The sequence below is a fragment of the Castellaniella denitrificans genome (assembly GCF_027214045.1).
GTDB lineage: Bacteria > Pseudomonadota > Gammaproteobacteria > Burkholderiales > Burkholderiaceae_B > Castellaniella > Castellaniella denitrificans_A.
In genome coordinates this window covers 1-13995 of record NZ_JAPWHE010000003.1, presented here as the reverse complement: position 1 = coordinate 13995, position 13995 = coordinate 1, and the positions used below count along the sequence as shown (strand labels likewise).

The window sequence follows — 13995 nt, the reverse complement described above, 5'->3', positions numbered from 1 at the left end:
ATCATTGTGTGCTTCCCCCCTGCCCCGCCACGGCCACGAGGGAATCCATGGGCGCGTCCGGCCGCACGCCGAGGCGGCGCAGGGTGCTTGAAACGATGTCGGAAAAGACAGGTGCGGCCACGCGGCCGCCATAATACCCCCCGGCGCTCGGCTCATCGATGGACACGGCCACGACGATGCGAGGATCGGACACCGGCGCCAGACCCACGAAAGACCCGCGGTATTTGGTCTTGCTGTACTGGCCATTGACGATCTTGCGCGCGGTGCCGCTCTTGCCCGCCACCCGGTATCCCTGGACCTGCGCCCGCTTGGCGCCGTCCGGCCCGGCGGCGGCTTCCAGCATGCCGCGCATCAATCGGGCGATTTCAGGCGTGTAGACCTGGACGCTGGTGGGTTCGCCCTCGCGCCGCAGCAGGGACAGCGAGACCATATCGCCGTTGCGGGCAAAGACGGTGTAGGCATGCGCGACCTGGAGCAGGGATACGGACAGCCCGTAGCCGTAGGCCATGGTGGCGCGCTCGATCGGCCGCCAGCGCTGCCAGGGCCGCAAGCGGCCCGATACCATGCCGGGGAAATGTGTCTGAGGCGCACGACCGAAGCCCAGCGCCGAGAACTTCTCCCACATCGACTGGGACGACAGCCGCTCCGAGATCATGGTCATGCCGATATTGCTGGAACGCTGGATGATGCCGCCCACATCCAGCACGCCGTTGCCCTTGCGGCTGACGTCGGAAATCACGGCGCCCTGATAGTTGTAGCGTCCATTGCCCGTGTCGAACTGCGTATGCGTCGTGATCTTGCCCTCGTCCAGGGCCAGCGCGGCCGTGAACGGTTTCATGATGGAACCGGGCTCGAACGTGTCGGTGACCACCCGATTGCGCAGCGCCTGGCCCGTGCGCGCCGAGGTGTCGTTCGGATCGTAGGACGGCAGATTGACCATCGCCAGGATCTCGCCCGAACGGGCATCCAGCACGATGGCCGCCGCCGCGCGCGCCTGATGCTCTTTCATGGCGGCCTTGAGTGCCGTATAGGTGTCGAACTGGATACCGGCGTCGATGGACAATTGGAGGTTCTGGCCATCGACCGGCGGCACCACGGCCTGAACGTCCTCGACCACGCGGCCCAGCCGGTCCTTGATCACGCGCCTGGACCCCGGCTGCCCCGACAGCCGGTCGTTGAACGCCAGTTCGATGCCCTCGATGCCCCGGTCCTCGATATTGGTGAAGCCGACGATGTGCGCCATGACCTCGCCTTCCGGATAGAAGCGGCGCGTCTCGGCCAGTTGCTGGACCCCCGGGATCTTCAGTTGCTGGATGGCCTTGGCCTTGTCGACGGCCACCTGGCGCTGCAGATAGACGAAATTCTTGTCCTCGTCCTGCGTGCGTTGACGCAACTCGGCCGGCTTGACGTCCAGCAGCCGCGCCAACTCGGAAACCTGGGCGTCGGAGGCCTTGTGGAAATCTTCCGGAATCGCCCAGACCGCCTTCGCCGGCACGCTGGAAGCCAGCACCACCGAGCCGCTGCGGTCAAGGATCTTGCCGCGCGAAGCCGGCAGCACCAGGGTACGCTCATAGCGGCGTTCACCCTGGCGCTGCAGGAATTCATTGGACAGGATCTGCAGATTCAGCGCCTTGGCCGCCAACGCGGCGAAACCCAGCATGAGCATGATCACCACCAGCCGCGCGCGCCAGAAGGCCGGACGGCTCGCCAGCACGGGGCTTTCGTGGAAACCGAAACGCTTCATGGCCGGCCCTCCCTCGCAACGGGGGCCGGCTGCTGCAGGTAGATCGTGCGGTCCGGCGTCACCGACACCAGATGCAGATCCGAGCGGGCCAGCGAATCGATGCGGGCATTGCGAGCCAGTTCCGCCCGCTCGAGCTGCAGGCGGCTCCACTCCGAATCGAGCTCATGGGCACGGGACTTCAGCCGCTCGGATGCCACGAACAGCTCGCGTGTCTGGAACCGCACCGTGACCAGGGAAATGGCCGAAGCCATCAGCATGAACGCCAGGAAAAGGGTCAGCCGGATCATCGCGCCGCCCTCCCCGCCCTGCGCTGCGAAACCGGACGACCGGGCAGGCGGACGAAAGCGGAGGCCTCGTCCAGCGACAGAGGCACCGCGGTCCGCTCGGCCACCCGCAGGACGGCCGAACGCGCGCGCACGTTGTCCGCCACCTCGGCGGCGTCCGCCTGAACGCGGCCCAGCAAAGTCACGTAGGGTTGCGGCATGTCCCGCTCTGGAATCGGCAGCCGCGCCCGATCGCGTCCCGGGTGGGCCGCGGCGGCGAAGCACTGCTTGACCATGCGGTCTTCCAGCGAGTGGAAGCTGATCACGGCCAGGCGCCCGCCCGCGCGCAGGCGGGTCAGCGCTGCCGGGAGGGCGTGCGCGAGCTGCGCGAGCTCTTCATTGATGTGAATCCGTACAGCTTGAAAGGTGCGGGTGGCCGGGTGTTGACCCTTTTCGCGCGTACGGACGGCACCGGCGACGAGCTCGGCAAGTTCGCCCGTGGTGCGCAGCGGCCTGGATTGGCGGCGCGCAACAATCGCCTTTGCAATCTGGAAAGCAAACCGTTCTTCGCCATAATCTGCGATGACCTCCTTGATCTGTTCCTGGTCGGCTTCGGCCAGCCATTGCGCCGCCGTCTGTCCACGGCTGGTGTCCATGCGCATGTCCAGCGGGCCATCCCGCATGAACGAAAATCCGCGTTCCGCCTCATCGATCTGGGGCGAGGACACGCCCAGGTCCAGCAGCACGCCATCCACCCGGTCAATGCCCAGTCGATCGAGCTGTGCGGCCAGGTCTGCGAAACCCTCATGGACGATCTCGACCCGGGCATCGTCGGCGCGCAGCGCCAGGGCCTCGGCGATGGCTGCGGGGTCTTTGTCGAACACCAGCAGCCGCGCCCCCGGTGCCAGCCGGCTCAACAGCAGGCGGCTATGCCCCCCGCGGCCGAACGTCCCGTCCACGTAAACGCCGTCGAGCGGCGGCGCCTGCTCCGGCACAGCCGACCGGCGGCCGAACGCGGGGCTCAACAACGCGTCGATGGCCGGTTCCAGCAGAACGGTGCGATGGGAATACGCCATGTGCGGGTTCAGAAAGAAATCTGTTCAAGAATGGCCGGATCGAGGTTGCCCACGTCCGCCATGCAGCGCGCCTCCCATTGGGCGCGATCCCACAATTCGAAGTTCGATCCCAGTCCCAGCAGCATGACGTCCCGGCTCAGGCCGGCCGCCATGCGCAATTCGGGCGCGACCAGGATGCGGCCCGCCCCGTCCATGTCCACGTCCTGGGCGTTGCCCAGCAGCAGACGCTGCAGGGGCCGCGCCGAGGCCGGCAGCGCCGCGATCTGCTCGCGCTTTGCCTCCCAGGTGGAGCGTGGATAGATCATCAGGCAACCGTCCGGATGCCGTGTCAGCGTCAGGCGCCCCTGTTCCTGTGTCTGCAGGGCGTCACGATGCCGGGCCGGAATGGACATCCGGCCCTTGGCATCCAGCGTGAGCGCGCTGCTTCCTTGAAACACGAGGGGTTTCTCCCACTTCATGACACAAAAATCTACTTTGCCCCACTCTACGGGATGGATCGAGGCCGGTCAAGGCAAAAATTGAAATTTATTCAATGACAACAAGCACTTACAACTGTTTTTACGAATCGACCTGTAAATAAAAACCTGAAAAATCAATGTATTGGGAACTAAACTGAAAGTCCTTTGTCAGGTCGGGGCCTTTGCGGCCACGGACCGGCGCCGATCGAACCTGCACCAATTCCCGATTGACATGCCGGAGAGCAGCCGATGTAATGAACTTCCACCATCCCGGGCCGGAACATCCGCGCGCCCGAGAGCCAGACTCGAAAGCATCCGAGCCTTTTTTGCGTTTGCCTGCCGTCTCGTCAGTCACCAGAAAGGAGTGCTTCACATGTCGGATCCAACCCCTCTTCCTCAATCACGCCGCCATTTCCTGCAATCCGTCGGGGCCACCGGCGGCGTCCTGATGCTTGGCGGCGTCCTGCCGTTGCGGCGCGCCCTGGCCGCAGGGGCCCCGCCCGCCATCAATCTTGGTCAGGTTCTGCCCATGACGGGCTCCGCAGCCGAGTTCGGTCCCTATTACCGCGACGCGGTCCGGCTCGCCGTCGATCAGATCAACACCGCCGCCACGGCAGTCTTCGGCGGCCCCATCATCGCCCACCATGTCACGGCCGACAGCGCCACCCTGCCGACGGTCGGCGTCCAGGCGGCCCGCCAGATGATCGACACCCAGCACACACCGGTCATCATCAATGGCTGGTCCAGCGGTGTCACGGTCGCCGTCGCGACCTCGGTCACCATCCCATCGGGCGTGCTGCAGATCGGGAACGGCACCACGTCCCCGCTGGTCAGCGTGCTGCCCGCCGACGCCAAGGCCGACCTGCTGTTCCGCACCAGCGCGTCCGACGCCATGCAGGGGGTGGTGGCCGCCCAGTTCGTCAACGGCGAAATCGACCCGAACTACAAGTTCAAGCGCGTCGCCACCCTCTACATCAACAACCCTTACGGACAAGGCCTGTCCAACGCTTTCGCCGCCGCCTTCAAAAAGCGCGGCGGCACCGTCCTGGCCGAGGTCCCGCATCCGGAAGAAGTCCAGCCGACCTACAAGTCGATGCTTTCACAGGCACTCAAGGACAAGCCCGACCTGTTGCTCATCGTCAGTTATCCGGCGCACACCATCGCCATCTGCAAGGAATCCCGCGACACTTTCAACTTCACCCAATGGCAGTTCACCGACGGCAACGCCAGCATCGACATCATCAAAGAGGTCGGCGCCAAGGACATGGACGGCCGCTACGGCACGGCCCCCGGCGAAGACACCACCACACAGTCCTACCAAGACTTCGCCAAGACGTACATGGCCACCTACAAGCACGATCACTTCCCGCCGTTCACCACCTGCTCATACGACGCCGGCCTGGTTGCGGGACTGGCCATGGCCGCCGTTGTGGCAGCGGGGGCCACCGATGCCGCCAGGATCACGGGCACGATGCTGCGCGACGAACTGCGCAAGGTCTCCAACCCGCCGGGCGAGATGATCGACGGCGGAGACCAGGCCCGCGTCACCGCCATGCTCAAGGCGCTGAAGGACAAAAAGAAAATCAACTACAACGGCGTCGCCGGCCCGTGCGACTTCGACAAGAACGGCGACGTCATCACGCCCGTCAACATCTGGAAATACACCGGGGACAAGATCGAAACGGTGAAGATGGTCGCCGCCAAGGACATCCCGGCCAGTTGATCCGCGCCGCGCCCCAAAAAAAGAGGCCGCCTGGAAAGCGGCCTCTTGTGCATCATACGTCCCGGGACCGCCCTCAGTCTTCCGGCTCTCCGTCCAGAAAGCGGGACACGCGTTTCCGCTCGGGCAGGATGCCCTGTGGACGATACAGCACGATCAACGCCAACAGCAGCCCCACGAAGGCCCAGCGCAGGAAGGACATCCGCGAGGCCACGTCGGGGGCGACCCCCTGCAAAGCGACCTGCAGATAATCCGTGACGAATCCCGTGCCGCTCCAGACGGCCCAGATCACGAAGGCGCCCAGGATGGCACCCTTGTTGTTGCCGCTGCCTCCCAGCATCAGCATCACCCAGACCAGGAACGTGGCGAACAGCGGCTTGAAGTGGCTGTAGTCGATCGTGACCATGTACGGCGCGTACAGGGCGCCCGCCACACCGATGACGATGGCGCCCAGGACGAAGGACTGCACACGCAGCGACTTGACGTGCTTGCCGCTCATGGCGGCCGATTCTTCCTCGTCCCGGACGGCGCGCAACGCGCGCCCCCAGGGGGAGCGCACCATGGCCTCGAGCACGACATACACCAAGGCCATCGCGAACGTGACGATCACCAGGTACAGATAACCGTAATCCCTGGGCTGCATCACGGACAGCGCGGACCGCAGGGCATCGGGCAACCAGGCGCAGCCCGCGTCGTCGAAGACGCAGGACAGCGGCTGGGGAATCCCGGACATGGGCTGCGGTCCGTTGGCCAGCCAGCGCTCGTTCTGGAAGACGAGCCGGATGATCTCGGCGATCCCCAGTGTGGCGATCGCCAGGAAATCCGCCCGCAGGTGCAGGATGGGCTGAGCAATCAGCCAGGCCACGGCGCCCGCCATCAGGCCGGCTGCCGCCACGCCGACCAGATAAGGCGCGTCCAGCCCGAACCACTGCTGGGCATAGGCCGCCATCAGGCCGGAAGGCGGCGAGGTGACGAACAGCGCCATGGTGAACGCCCCCACGGCAAAAAAACCGGCCACGCCGAAATTCAGGTGGCCGTTGTACCCCCATTGCGCGTTCAGGCCGAGCGACAGGATCGAATAGATGATCGCCACGATGCTGAAGGACGCCAGGTAATCCATGGCGCCCGGCCACCAGGCCGCCACACCGAACACCAGGAGACAGCCGAACGCCAGGGCCGACGACAGGCGCGCCGGCCAGCGCCAGCGCGAGAACAGCAGGCAGCCCAGCAGGAAAGCGGGAACCAGCAGGAAGCAGGCCTTGAGGAAGTGAAGAAGATCCATGATCCGGCTCCTAGCGCTGGGCGAACAGCCCCTGGGGCCGCATGAGCAACACCAGCACCATCAGGACGAAAGCGACCGCCGGCCCGTAGGCCGGATTCAGGAAGGCGGACGTCAACTGCATGGCGACCCCGATGATGATCGACCCGACCAGCGCGCCCCAGGCGCTGCCGATCCCGCCCATGATCACCGCGGCGAACAAGGGCAGCAGCAGAACGAAACCCATGTCCGGACGCATCTGAGAGGCCAGCCCGTACATGACGCCGCCGACGGCGGCCAGGCCCGCGCCAATGGCCCAGGTCCAGGCGACGACCTGTTCAGTGTCGATGCCGCGCACCTGGGCCAGGTCGGGATTGTCGGCTGTCGCGCGCATGGCCTTGCCGATGCGTGTCCGGGTGAGCATCCAATACAGCAGCGCCACCAGGACCAGGGCCAGGGCGAAGACGAAGATCTGGTCCGCCTGCAGGCGCAATCCGAAAGGCAGATACAGTGCCGGATTGGCTCGCCCCGAATAATAGAAATGGAAGTCCGAGCCCCAGATGAGGTAGACGATGCCCCGCAGGAGGAATTCCATGCCCAGCGAGGCCATGGCCAGCAGCACGAGCGGCGAATGGTGCCTGCGCAGCGGCCGGTAGAGCAGCCGGTCGATCGTGATCGCCACGACGGCGGTGACCGCCGCCGCCAGCGGCAGGCCGACGACCAGTTCCCATCCAAAAGAGAATCGCCAGATGGGCTCGGACCGAGGCAGGACGAGCACCATGCCGTAAGTCACGTACGCCCCCAGGGTCAGGAATTCCCCATGAGCGAAATTCGGGAACTTCAGGACGCCATAACACAGGGTGAGACCGATGCCGCCCAACGCAATGATGCCTCCCAGCATCACGCCCCACGCGGTCAGGGACAGCATGTCCTCGGCGCTGGTGCCTGAAAGCCAGCCGGCGATCCACATGCCGGCCAGCACCAGCAGCAGCACGCCGCCGACAAAGCGGCTGCTGCGGGCGCCGCCCGGATCCCGGGCGTCCGCCGGCATGTCCTCGTCCGCCACAGGCCGCGCCCTATCGATCATCGTGTCATCCTCCCAGGTAGAGGCGCCCGACGTTCGGGTCCTCGAGCAGGTCCCGGCCCGTGCCCTCGTGCCGGTTCTCGCCGTTGGCCAGCACGTAGCCGCGATGAGCCATCCCCAGGGATTGCCGGGCGTTCTGCTCGACCATCAGGATGCCCACGCCGCTGTCGTTGATCCCGGCGATGCGCTCGAAGATTTCTGCCACGAGCTTGGGCGACAGGGCGGCCGTGGGCTCGTCGAGCAGCAGCAGCCTGGGATTCATCATCAGGGCGCTGCCCATCGCAACCATCTGCCGCTCGCCGCCGGACATCTTGCCCGCGAGTTGCCGTCTGCGCTGGCGCAGTTTTGGAAACATCGCGTAGACCCGGTCCTTGCTGTCGGACAGATCGACCTTGCCCATTGGGAATGCGCCCATCTCCAGGTTTTCCTCGACCGTCAGCGAGGTGAATACATTGGCCACCTGCGGCACGTAACACATGCCCAGCCGCACGATGCGGTGCGGTGCCTGATGCGTGATGTCGTGTCCGTCGAAAGCGATCGTCCCCTGGCGGGGATGCAGCAGGCCGAAGATCGTCTTCATCAGGGTGGATTTGCCCGCCCCGTTGGGGCCGATGATGGCGACGACCTCGTCGGCCTCGACATGCAGGGACACCGCGCGCAGGATCTCGGTATCGCCGTAGCCCGCCGTGACGGCGTCAACCTGCAGCAGCGGCATATTGCCCTCCCAGGTAAGCCTCCAGCACCGCGGGGTCGCCGCGCACCGTGTCGGGCGCGCCTTCGGCCAGCTTGCGTCCTTCGCTCATGACGATGACCGGATCGCACAGGTTCATGACCATGTTCATGTCGTGCTCGATCAGCAGGAAGGTGATGCCGCGCTCGCGGGACAGGGCCTGGATGTTCCGGACGATGCTTTGCAGCAGGGTGCGGTTGACGCCGGCGGCCGGTTCGTCCAGCAGGACGATCTGCGGATCCGCCATCAGCATGCGCCCCATTTCCAGCAGCTTTTTCTGGCCGCCCGACAGGTTGGCCGCGTATTCATGCCGGACGGGCGTGAGCTGCAGGTATTCCAGGACTTCCCGCGCCTTGTCCAGATGGCGGGCCTCCTCGGCCCGGACACGGCCCGGGCGCAGCAGGGCGTTCCACCAATGTTCACCCGACTGTCCGGGCGGCACCAGCATGAGGTTTTCAAGAACACTCATGGTGCCATGTTCACGCGGGATCTGGAACGTGCGGCACAGTCCCCGGGCGAAGATCTGATCGGGACGCAGATGACCGATGTCCTGGCCGCCCAGCAGGATCCGGCCCGAATCAGGGGGGATGAAACCGGTCATGAGGTTGAACACCGTGGTCTTGCCGGCGCCGTTGGGCCCGATCAGGCCGGTGATGGTGCCTTGTTCCACCTGGAACGAGCAATGATCCACGGCCCGCAAGCCACCGAAGCTTTTCGTCAGGTCACGGACTTCGAGCAACGGAGGCCGCTGTCCGACATCCGTTTCCGACAGGGATGATGCTGTCGAATCCGCCACCGATGTCTCCTGCTGGATTTCCATGAAGGAATCCGGCCGGCGTACCCGGCACGCATCCGCGCCGCGGGCCGTCGGTTCGAAATGATGATTCAGGGTATCACAGCCGGCACGGCGGCCGAATGCGCACAATTCCCTATGAAGAAGGCGGAACAGATCTATAGGCCGGATTCTGTACGCCGGGTTGCCCCGGCGGGCGATCATTCCTCTGGGCGGGCCATTGCTGGACCGCTCTAGCCATCTACCCGCATGCTCGGACGGGCCGCCCTGTCGGCACGAAGCCGGCGCATGCCTATTTGATGTTGCTCCCGATAGAGGTTGCCGCGTTTCACCCTGCCGCGGACCGCCCGGACAAACCGGACGGACGGTACGGAGATGGCCGTACCGGTGTGCGCCTTGCGGCTCACCCCCGCGGCAGACTCGTCTCTGTGGCCCTGGTCCTCGGCTCTCCCCGAAAGGATCGCCGGACGGCCGTTAGCCGCTATCGCGCCCGATGGAGTCCGGACCTTCCTCGATGCCTGACGGCACCGCGATCGCCCGATCTGCCCCGCGACGGCATTGTACGACAGCGCCGGCCGTCGCCGGCACGCGCCCGGCCAAACTGCGACAATACACTTTTGTGTCCCGGCCCGCCGCCGAGACCAGCGACCGCCTCACCGCCGCCCGCCTCATGTCCGATACTTTGCTCGCCCTCTCCCAGGCCCAGCTCGCCTACGGCCACCATCCCCTGCTCGATCACGCCGACCTGAATCTGCTGGCCGGCGAGCGCATCGGCCTGATCGGCCGCAACGGCGCGGGCAAATCGTCCCTGCTGCGCGTCCTGGACGGCCGCGTCCGCCTCGACGATGGCGAGATCCGGCGGCGCGGCGGCCTGCGCATCGCCACCGTCGAACAGGAACCCGACCTGCCCGAGGACGAGACCATCCTCGACTATCTGTCCGGCGACCTGCTGGCGACGGAAGACTGGCCACGTTCGGCGCGCGCCGGAGCGCTGATCGATGCTCTGGGTCTCGGCCCCGACCAACTCATCCGCGGACTGTCCGGCGGCACGCGCAAGCGCGTGGCCCTGGCCCATGCCCTGGTCCAGGAACCCGATCTGCTGCTGCTCGACGAGCCGACCAACCACCTGGACTTCGTCGGCATCGCCTGGCTGGAAGACCTGCTGCGCACCACGCGTGCGGCGGTCGTGCTGATCACCCACGACCGCCGCTTCCTGGATGCCGTCGCGACCCGCATCGTGGAACTCGACCGGGGCCGGCTGCTCAGCTTCCCCGGGAATTTTTCCGCCTGGCAGGCGCGCAAAGCCCAATGGCTGGATGCCGAACAGCAGGCCAACGCCCGCTTCGACAAGCTCCTGTCCCAGGAAGAGGTCTGGATCCGCAAGGGCATCGAGGCACGCCGCACCCGCAACGAAGGGCGCGTCCGCCGCCTGGAGGCCCTGCGCCGCGAACGCGCCGCGCGGCGCGACCAGCAAGGCCAGGTGCGCTTCGCCCTGGCCGACGGCCAGCGTTCTGGCAAACTCGTGGCCGAACTGCAGGACGTCACCCACGGCTATGGCGACCGCATGCTGATCCGGGATTTCAGCACGCTGATCCAGCGCGGCGACCGCATCGGCCTGATCGGCCCCAATGGCGCCGGCAAGACGACACTGCTGCGCATCCTGCTGGGCGAACTGCAACCCCTGCACGGCAGCGTGCGCCTGGGCACCAATCTGTCGATCGGTTATTTCGACCAGATGCGCGACCGCCTCGACGAATCCGCCACCCTGGCAGACACCATCAGTCCGGGCAGCGAATGGGTCGAGATCGGCGGCCAGCGCAAGCACGTCATGAGCTATCTGGAAGACTTCCTGTTTCCCGCCGCGCGCGCCCATTCTCCCGTATCCAGCCTGTCGGGGGGCGAGCGCGCCCGCCTGGCGCTGGCGCGCATGTTCGCCCAGCCCCACAATGTGCTGGTGCTGGACGAACCGACCAACGATCTGGACATCGACACCCTGGAACTGCTGGAAGGCCTGCTGCAGGACTATCAAGGCACCGTCCTGCTGGTCAGCCATGACCGCAGCTTCCTGGACAATGTGGTCACGCAGACCATCGCCGCCGAGGGCGACGGGCGATGGCGGGAATACGTGGGGGGCTACGACGACTGGGAATCGCAGCGGCCACGGTCCGCCGTGCCTGAAACCCAGACGCAGGCCCGCCCCGGACGGCAGTCCGCGCCCGCCGCCCCGAAGGAACGCGCGACCGATGCGCCGCCGCTCACGCCCGAAGCCGCCGAAAAACCGCGCAAGAACCGCCTGGCCCCCTGGGAAGCAGAAGAACTGGCGGGATTGCCTGACCGGATCTCCGCGCTGGAGTCGGAGCAGGCCGCACTGGCGGCGCGCTTGTCCGACCCCGACCTGTACAGCCAGGGCGCCGAAGAGGCACAGCGCGTCCAGCAGGCCCTGGGCGAACTGGAGGACCGGCTGGAAGCCCTGTTCGAGCGCTGGACCCTGCTGGAGGACAAACGCGGCGAATGAACGGCCGCCCGCAAGACGCTCCGATTCGCCCGGACGCGTGCTAGTCCCCGGGGACTAGCACGCGTCCTGACTCATTCTCCATTGCAGGGACTCGCCGGCGGCCAGGGGGACGACCACGTCGTCGCCCAGCGGCAGTTCCTGCGGAATCGGGTCGGTCGCCCGTTCCAGCGTCAACGAACCGCTGTTGGGCTTCAGGCCGTAAAAAGCCGGGCCATGCAGGCTGGCGAAGGCCTCCAGCCGGTCCAGGCGGCCGACGGACTCGAAGGCCGTCGCGTAAAGCGCCATGGCGTGGCGGGCCGTGTAGCACCCCGCGCAGCCGCAATCCTGCTCCTTGGCCCCGCGCGGGTGCGGTGCGCTGTCCGTCCCCAGGAAGAAGCGCGGGTTGCCGCTGGTGGCCGCCTTCAGCAAGGCCAGGCGATGGGTTTCCCGTTTCAGGACCGGCAGGCAGTACCAGTGGGGCCGCAGCCCGCCCTTGAACAGGGCATTGCGGTTATACAAAAGATGCTGTGGCGTCAGCGTCGCGCCGACAGGGCCATCCGCTTCGGTGACATAGGCCGCACCGTCCGCCGTGGTCAGGTGCTCGAACACCACTTTCAGTGCTGGAAAAGCCCGACGCAAGGGCAGCATGACCCGTTCGATGAAGACGGCCTCGCGGTCGAACAGATCGACCGCCGGATCGGTGACTTCGCCATGGACCAGCAGCGGCATGCCGCAATCCTGCATGGCCGAGAGCGTCCGGCGGCATTGTCCCAGCAAATCCGTCACCCCGGCGTCCGAATGGGTCGTTGCCCCGGCCGGGTAGAGCTTGACCCCATGTACGAAACCGCTGTCGCGCGCCCGACGGATCTCATCCGGCGTCGTCCGGTCCGTCAGATACAAGGTCATCAGAGGATCGAAGGACGGCGTCTCGTCGACGCCCACCCGCTCGCAGGCTTCGCGCAGGCCGGCCAGGACGCGCTCGCGATAGGCGTGCGCATCCGCTGTCGTCAGCACAGGGGGCTTCAGGTTGGGCATGATGATGGCGCGCCCGAACTGCCGTGCGGAGTCCAGCACGACGTCGCGCAGCACCGCACCATCGCGCAGATGCAGATGCCAGTCGTCAGGCCTGATCAAGCGGATGCGGGCGGCCGGGCCGGAGGGCCCGGCCATGGGTGCATCGCGGTTCGTGGAAACATGGGCAGAAGTCTGTGACACGGTCTGACAATCCTGTTTTGTCTTTCGAGGAAACACGCGGTATGCTGCGAGGGCTATTCACTCAACACTGTAGGAGCCTGCGTACATGGCAACCACCGAAAAGTCCGGTCGCAAACCCAATGCGGCATTCATGAAGCCCCTGACCCCCAGCGCCACCCTGGCGGCCGTGATCGGCAACGAAGCCGTGCCCCGCACCGAAGTCACCAAGCGCGTCTGGGACTATATCAAGAAGCATGATCTCCAGGATCCCGCGAACCGTCGCAACATCAATGCGGATGCCAAGCTGCGTCCCCTGTTCGGCAAGGACCAGGTTTCGATGTTCGAACTGACCAAGCTGGTCAGCCAACACCTGAAATAAGCAGGGTTGCGGCGGGCTGTCGCGGCAGCCCCGCCTGTCCACGCTGAATCCAGACCGGCCCCTGGCCGGGACCAAAGCCTGCATGACCAGGCACGGCGGCAAAGGCCCTGTAACCCGCCATGCGGTTCAGCGGCTGATCACAGCCCCGGCAGCGGTGTTTCCCCCGCCCAATGCGCCAGCCAGCCCTTGGCGATGCGGTAGATGATCCAGATCACGGCAACCAGGCCCGTGACGAAGCCGACAAAGATCAGGCTGCCCAGGGCGCTCAACGTCAACCACAGCAGACCCCACCAGAACGTCCTGATGATCCAGTCGATGTGTCCGGCATAGACGGTGCCGACCATGTCGCCACGCTTCAGATAGGCCAGCACCACGGCTGCCAGCGCGGCCGCACCGAAAATTCCCGCGGACAGGATGCCCACGGCAAACAGGCCATACATCAGATGAACGAGCTGCCGCTGGCTCAGGCCCTTATCCATGTCGGGGGTATCGTCGCCTTGAATCATGAGATCTCCTGCGTGGGCGCAGGCCCTGCGCCGGCGTTTGAAAAGTTCATTCTATCAGGGATGGGCGCGGGCACGAGTCCGTCCGTAGCGGACTGGCCCGCGTCCGTCGAATCTGGGGGCCTGGCAAAAGGCGCGAAGCGGGGAGATAACGAAGTCCAGGCCGGTCCTCTGCGGGGGGGCGTCCGGATCTTGTGCTTTTGGATCTCGGGCTTTTTATGGCGCCACAAAGACAAAACCCCCGCAGAGGAGCTCTGCGGGGGTTTTGCGGAATAAAAGCCTGACGATGACCTACTTTC

General features: G+C 65.7%; 13 protein-coding genes and 1 other RNA gene. 3 read left to right on the top strand and 11 right to left on the bottom strand.

Features of this window, described 5'->3' with window-relative positions; translation table 11 throughout:
• Position 1 precedes the first annotated feature (1 nt).
• Genes O4H32_RS05880 through mraZ form a run of 4 tightly spaced genes read right to left on the bottom strand, consistent with a single transcriptional unit; the run spans position 2 to position 3520 of the window.
• Positions 2-1744, bottom strand: a complete 1743-nt coding sequence (locus O4H32_RS05880) for a peptidoglycan D,D-transpeptidase FtsI family protein (protein WP_269357599.1) — start codon at positions 1742-1744, stop codon at positions 2-4.
• Positions 1741-2031 carry a cell division protein FtsL gene (gene ftsL, locus O4H32_RS05875; protein WP_269357597.1) on the bottom strand — a complete coding sequence of 97 codons (291 nt, stop codon included), beginning with the start codon at positions 2029-2031 and terminating at the stop codon, positions 1741-1743. Before ftsL ends, O4H32_RS05880 begins: the two co-directional genes overlap by 4 nt.
• Positions 2028-3083: a 16S rRNA (cytosine(1402)-N(4))-methyltransferase RsmH gene (gene rsmH, locus O4H32_RS05870; protein ID WP_269357595.1), complete on the bottom strand. Its 1056-nt coding sequence runs from the start codon at positions 3081-3083 to the stop codon at positions 2028-2030. Before rsmH ends, ftsL begins: the two co-directional genes overlap by 4 nt.
• Positions 3084-3091: 8 nt before the next feature.
• Positions 3092-3520: a division/cell wall cluster transcriptional repressor MraZ gene (mraZ, locus tag O4H32_RS05865; protein ID WP_269357593.1), complete on the bottom strand. Its 429-nt coding sequence runs from the start codon at positions 3518-3520 to the stop codon at positions 3092-3094.
• Between the two features lie 394 nt (positions 3521-3914).
• Between mraZ and O4H32_RS05860 the strand changes: the two genes are divergently transcribed.
• Positions 3915-5264: an ABC transporter substrate-binding protein gene (locus tag O4H32_RS05860; RefSeq protein WP_269357591.1), complete on the top strand. Its 1350-nt coding sequence runs from the start codon at positions 3915-3917 to the stop codon at positions 5262-5264.
• Between the two features lie 73 nt (positions 5265-5337).
• Here the strand turns inward: O4H32_RS05860 and O4H32_RS05855 are convergent, their stop codons facing one another.
• The 5 genes from O4H32_RS05855 to rnpB all read right to left on the bottom strand — a co-directional run bounded on the left by O4H32_RS05855 (position 5338) and on the right by rnpB (position 9675).
• Positions 5338-6543: a branched-chain amino acid ABC transporter permease gene (locus O4H32_RS05855; RefSeq protein ID WP_269357590.1), complete on the bottom strand. Its 1206-nt coding sequence runs from the start codon at positions 6541-6543 to the stop codon at positions 5338-5340.
• Positions 6544-6553: 10 nt separating this feature from the next.
• Entirely contained in the window at positions 6554-7606 is a 1053-nt protein-coding gene (locus O4H32_RS05850; RefSeq protein ID WP_269357588.1) for a branched-chain amino acid ABC transporter permease, read from the bottom strand.
• 4 nt (positions 7607-7610) lie between these two features.
• Entirely contained in the window at positions 7611-8318 is a 708-nt protein-coding gene (locus O4H32_RS05845) for an ABC transporter ATP-binding protein (protein ID WP_269357586.1), read from the bottom strand.
• Positions 8299-9153 carry an ABC transporter ATP-binding protein gene (locus tag O4H32_RS05840; RefSeq protein ID WP_269357584.1) on the bottom strand — a complete coding sequence of 285 codons (855 nt, stop codon included), beginning with the start codon at positions 9151-9153 and terminating at the stop codon, positions 8299-8301. The genes O4H32_RS05845 and O4H32_RS05840 overlap by 20 nt, the downstream gene beginning before the upstream one ends.
• A 118-nt stretch (positions 9154-9271) precedes the next feature.
• Positions 9272-9675: RNase P RNA component class A (gene rnpB / locus O4H32_RS05835), an RNA gene on the bottom strand.
• Between the two features lie 121 nt (positions 9676-9796).
• Here rnpB and O4H32_RS05830 point away from each other — a divergent pair.
• Positions 9797-11641, top strand: a complete 1845-nt coding sequence (locus tag O4H32_RS05830) for an ATP-binding cassette domain-containing protein (RefSeq protein ID WP_269357582.1) — start codon at positions 9797-9799, stop codon at positions 11639-11641.
• 54 nt (positions 11642-11695) lie between these two features.
• Here the strand turns inward: O4H32_RS05830 and pyrC are convergent, their stop codons facing one another.
• On the bottom strand, positions 11696-12790 hold the full coding sequence (gene pyrC / locus O4H32_RS05825; protein WP_269357910.1) for a dihydroorotase: 1095 nt from the start codon (positions 12788-12790) through the stop codon (positions 11696-11698).
• A gap of 130 nt (positions 12791-12920) precedes the next feature.
• On the opposite strand from pyrC, the gene O4H32_RS05820 reads away from it, so the two are divergent.
• A complete protein-coding gene (locus O4H32_RS05820; RefSeq protein ID WP_043684703.1) occupies positions 12921-13193 on the top strand; it encodes an SWIB/MDM2 domain-containing protein in 273 nt (90 codons plus the stop codon).
• Positions 13194-13330: 137 nt separating this feature from the next.
• Here the strand turns inward: O4H32_RS05820 and O4H32_RS05815 are convergent, their stop codons facing one another.
• Positions 13331-13699 carry a DUF4870 family protein gene (locus tag O4H32_RS05815; RefSeq protein ID WP_269357579.1) on the bottom strand — a complete coding sequence of 123 codons (369 nt, stop codon included), beginning with the start codon at positions 13697-13699 and terminating at the stop codon, positions 13331-13333.
• Positions 13700-13995 lie beyond the last annotated feature (296 nt).

Bases quoted from the DNA above. Each gene is read 5' to 3' on its own strand.
- O4H32_RS05880 (WP_269357599.1), bottom strand. From the start codon at position 1,744: ATGAAGCGTTTCGGTTTCCACGAAAGCCCCGTGCTGGCGAGCCGTCCG.
- ftsL (WP_269357597.1), bottom strand. From the start codon at position 2,031: ATGATCCGGCTGACCCTTTTCCTGGCGTTCATGCTGATGGCTTCGGCC.
- rsmH (WP_269357595.1), bottom strand. From the start codon at position 3,083: ATGGCGTATTCCCATCGCACCGTTCTGCTGGAACCGGCCATCGACGCG.
- O4H32_RS05860 (WP_269357591.1), top strand. From the start codon at position 3,915: ATGTCGGATCCAACCCCTCTTCCTCAATCACGCCGCCATTTCCTGCAA.
- O4H32_RS05855 (WP_269357590.1), bottom strand. From the start codon at position 6,543: ATGGATCTTCTTCACTTCCTCAAGGCCTGCTTCCTGCTGGTTCCCGCT.
- O4H32_RS05850 (WP_269357588.1), bottom strand. From the start codon at position 7,606: ATGATCGATAGGGCGCGGCCTGTGGCGGACGAGGACATGCCGGCGGAC.
- O4H32_RS05845 (WP_269357586.1), bottom strand. From the start codon at position 8,318: ATGCCGCTGCTGCAGGTTGACGCCGTCACGGCGGGCTACGGCGATACC.
- O4H32_RS05840 (WP_269357584.1), bottom strand. From the start codon at position 9,153: ATGGAAATCCAGCAGGAGACATCGGTGGCGGATTCGACAGCATCATCC.
- O4H32_RS05830 (WP_269357582.1), top strand. From the start codon at position 9,797: ATGTCCGATACTTTGCTCGCCCTCTCCCAGGCCCAGCTCGCCTACGGC.
- pyrC (WP_269357910.1), bottom strand. From the start codon at position 12,790: ATGGCCGGGCCCTCCGGCCCGGCCGCCCGCATCCGCTTGATCAGGCCT.
- O4H32_RS05820 (WP_043684703.1), top strand. From the start codon at position 12,921: ATGGCAACCACCGAAAAGTCCGGTCGCAAACCCAATGCGGCATTCATG.
- O4H32_RS05815 (WP_269357579.1), bottom strand. From the start codon at position 13,699: ATGATTCAAGGCGACGATACCCCCGACATGGATAAGGGCCTGAGCCAG.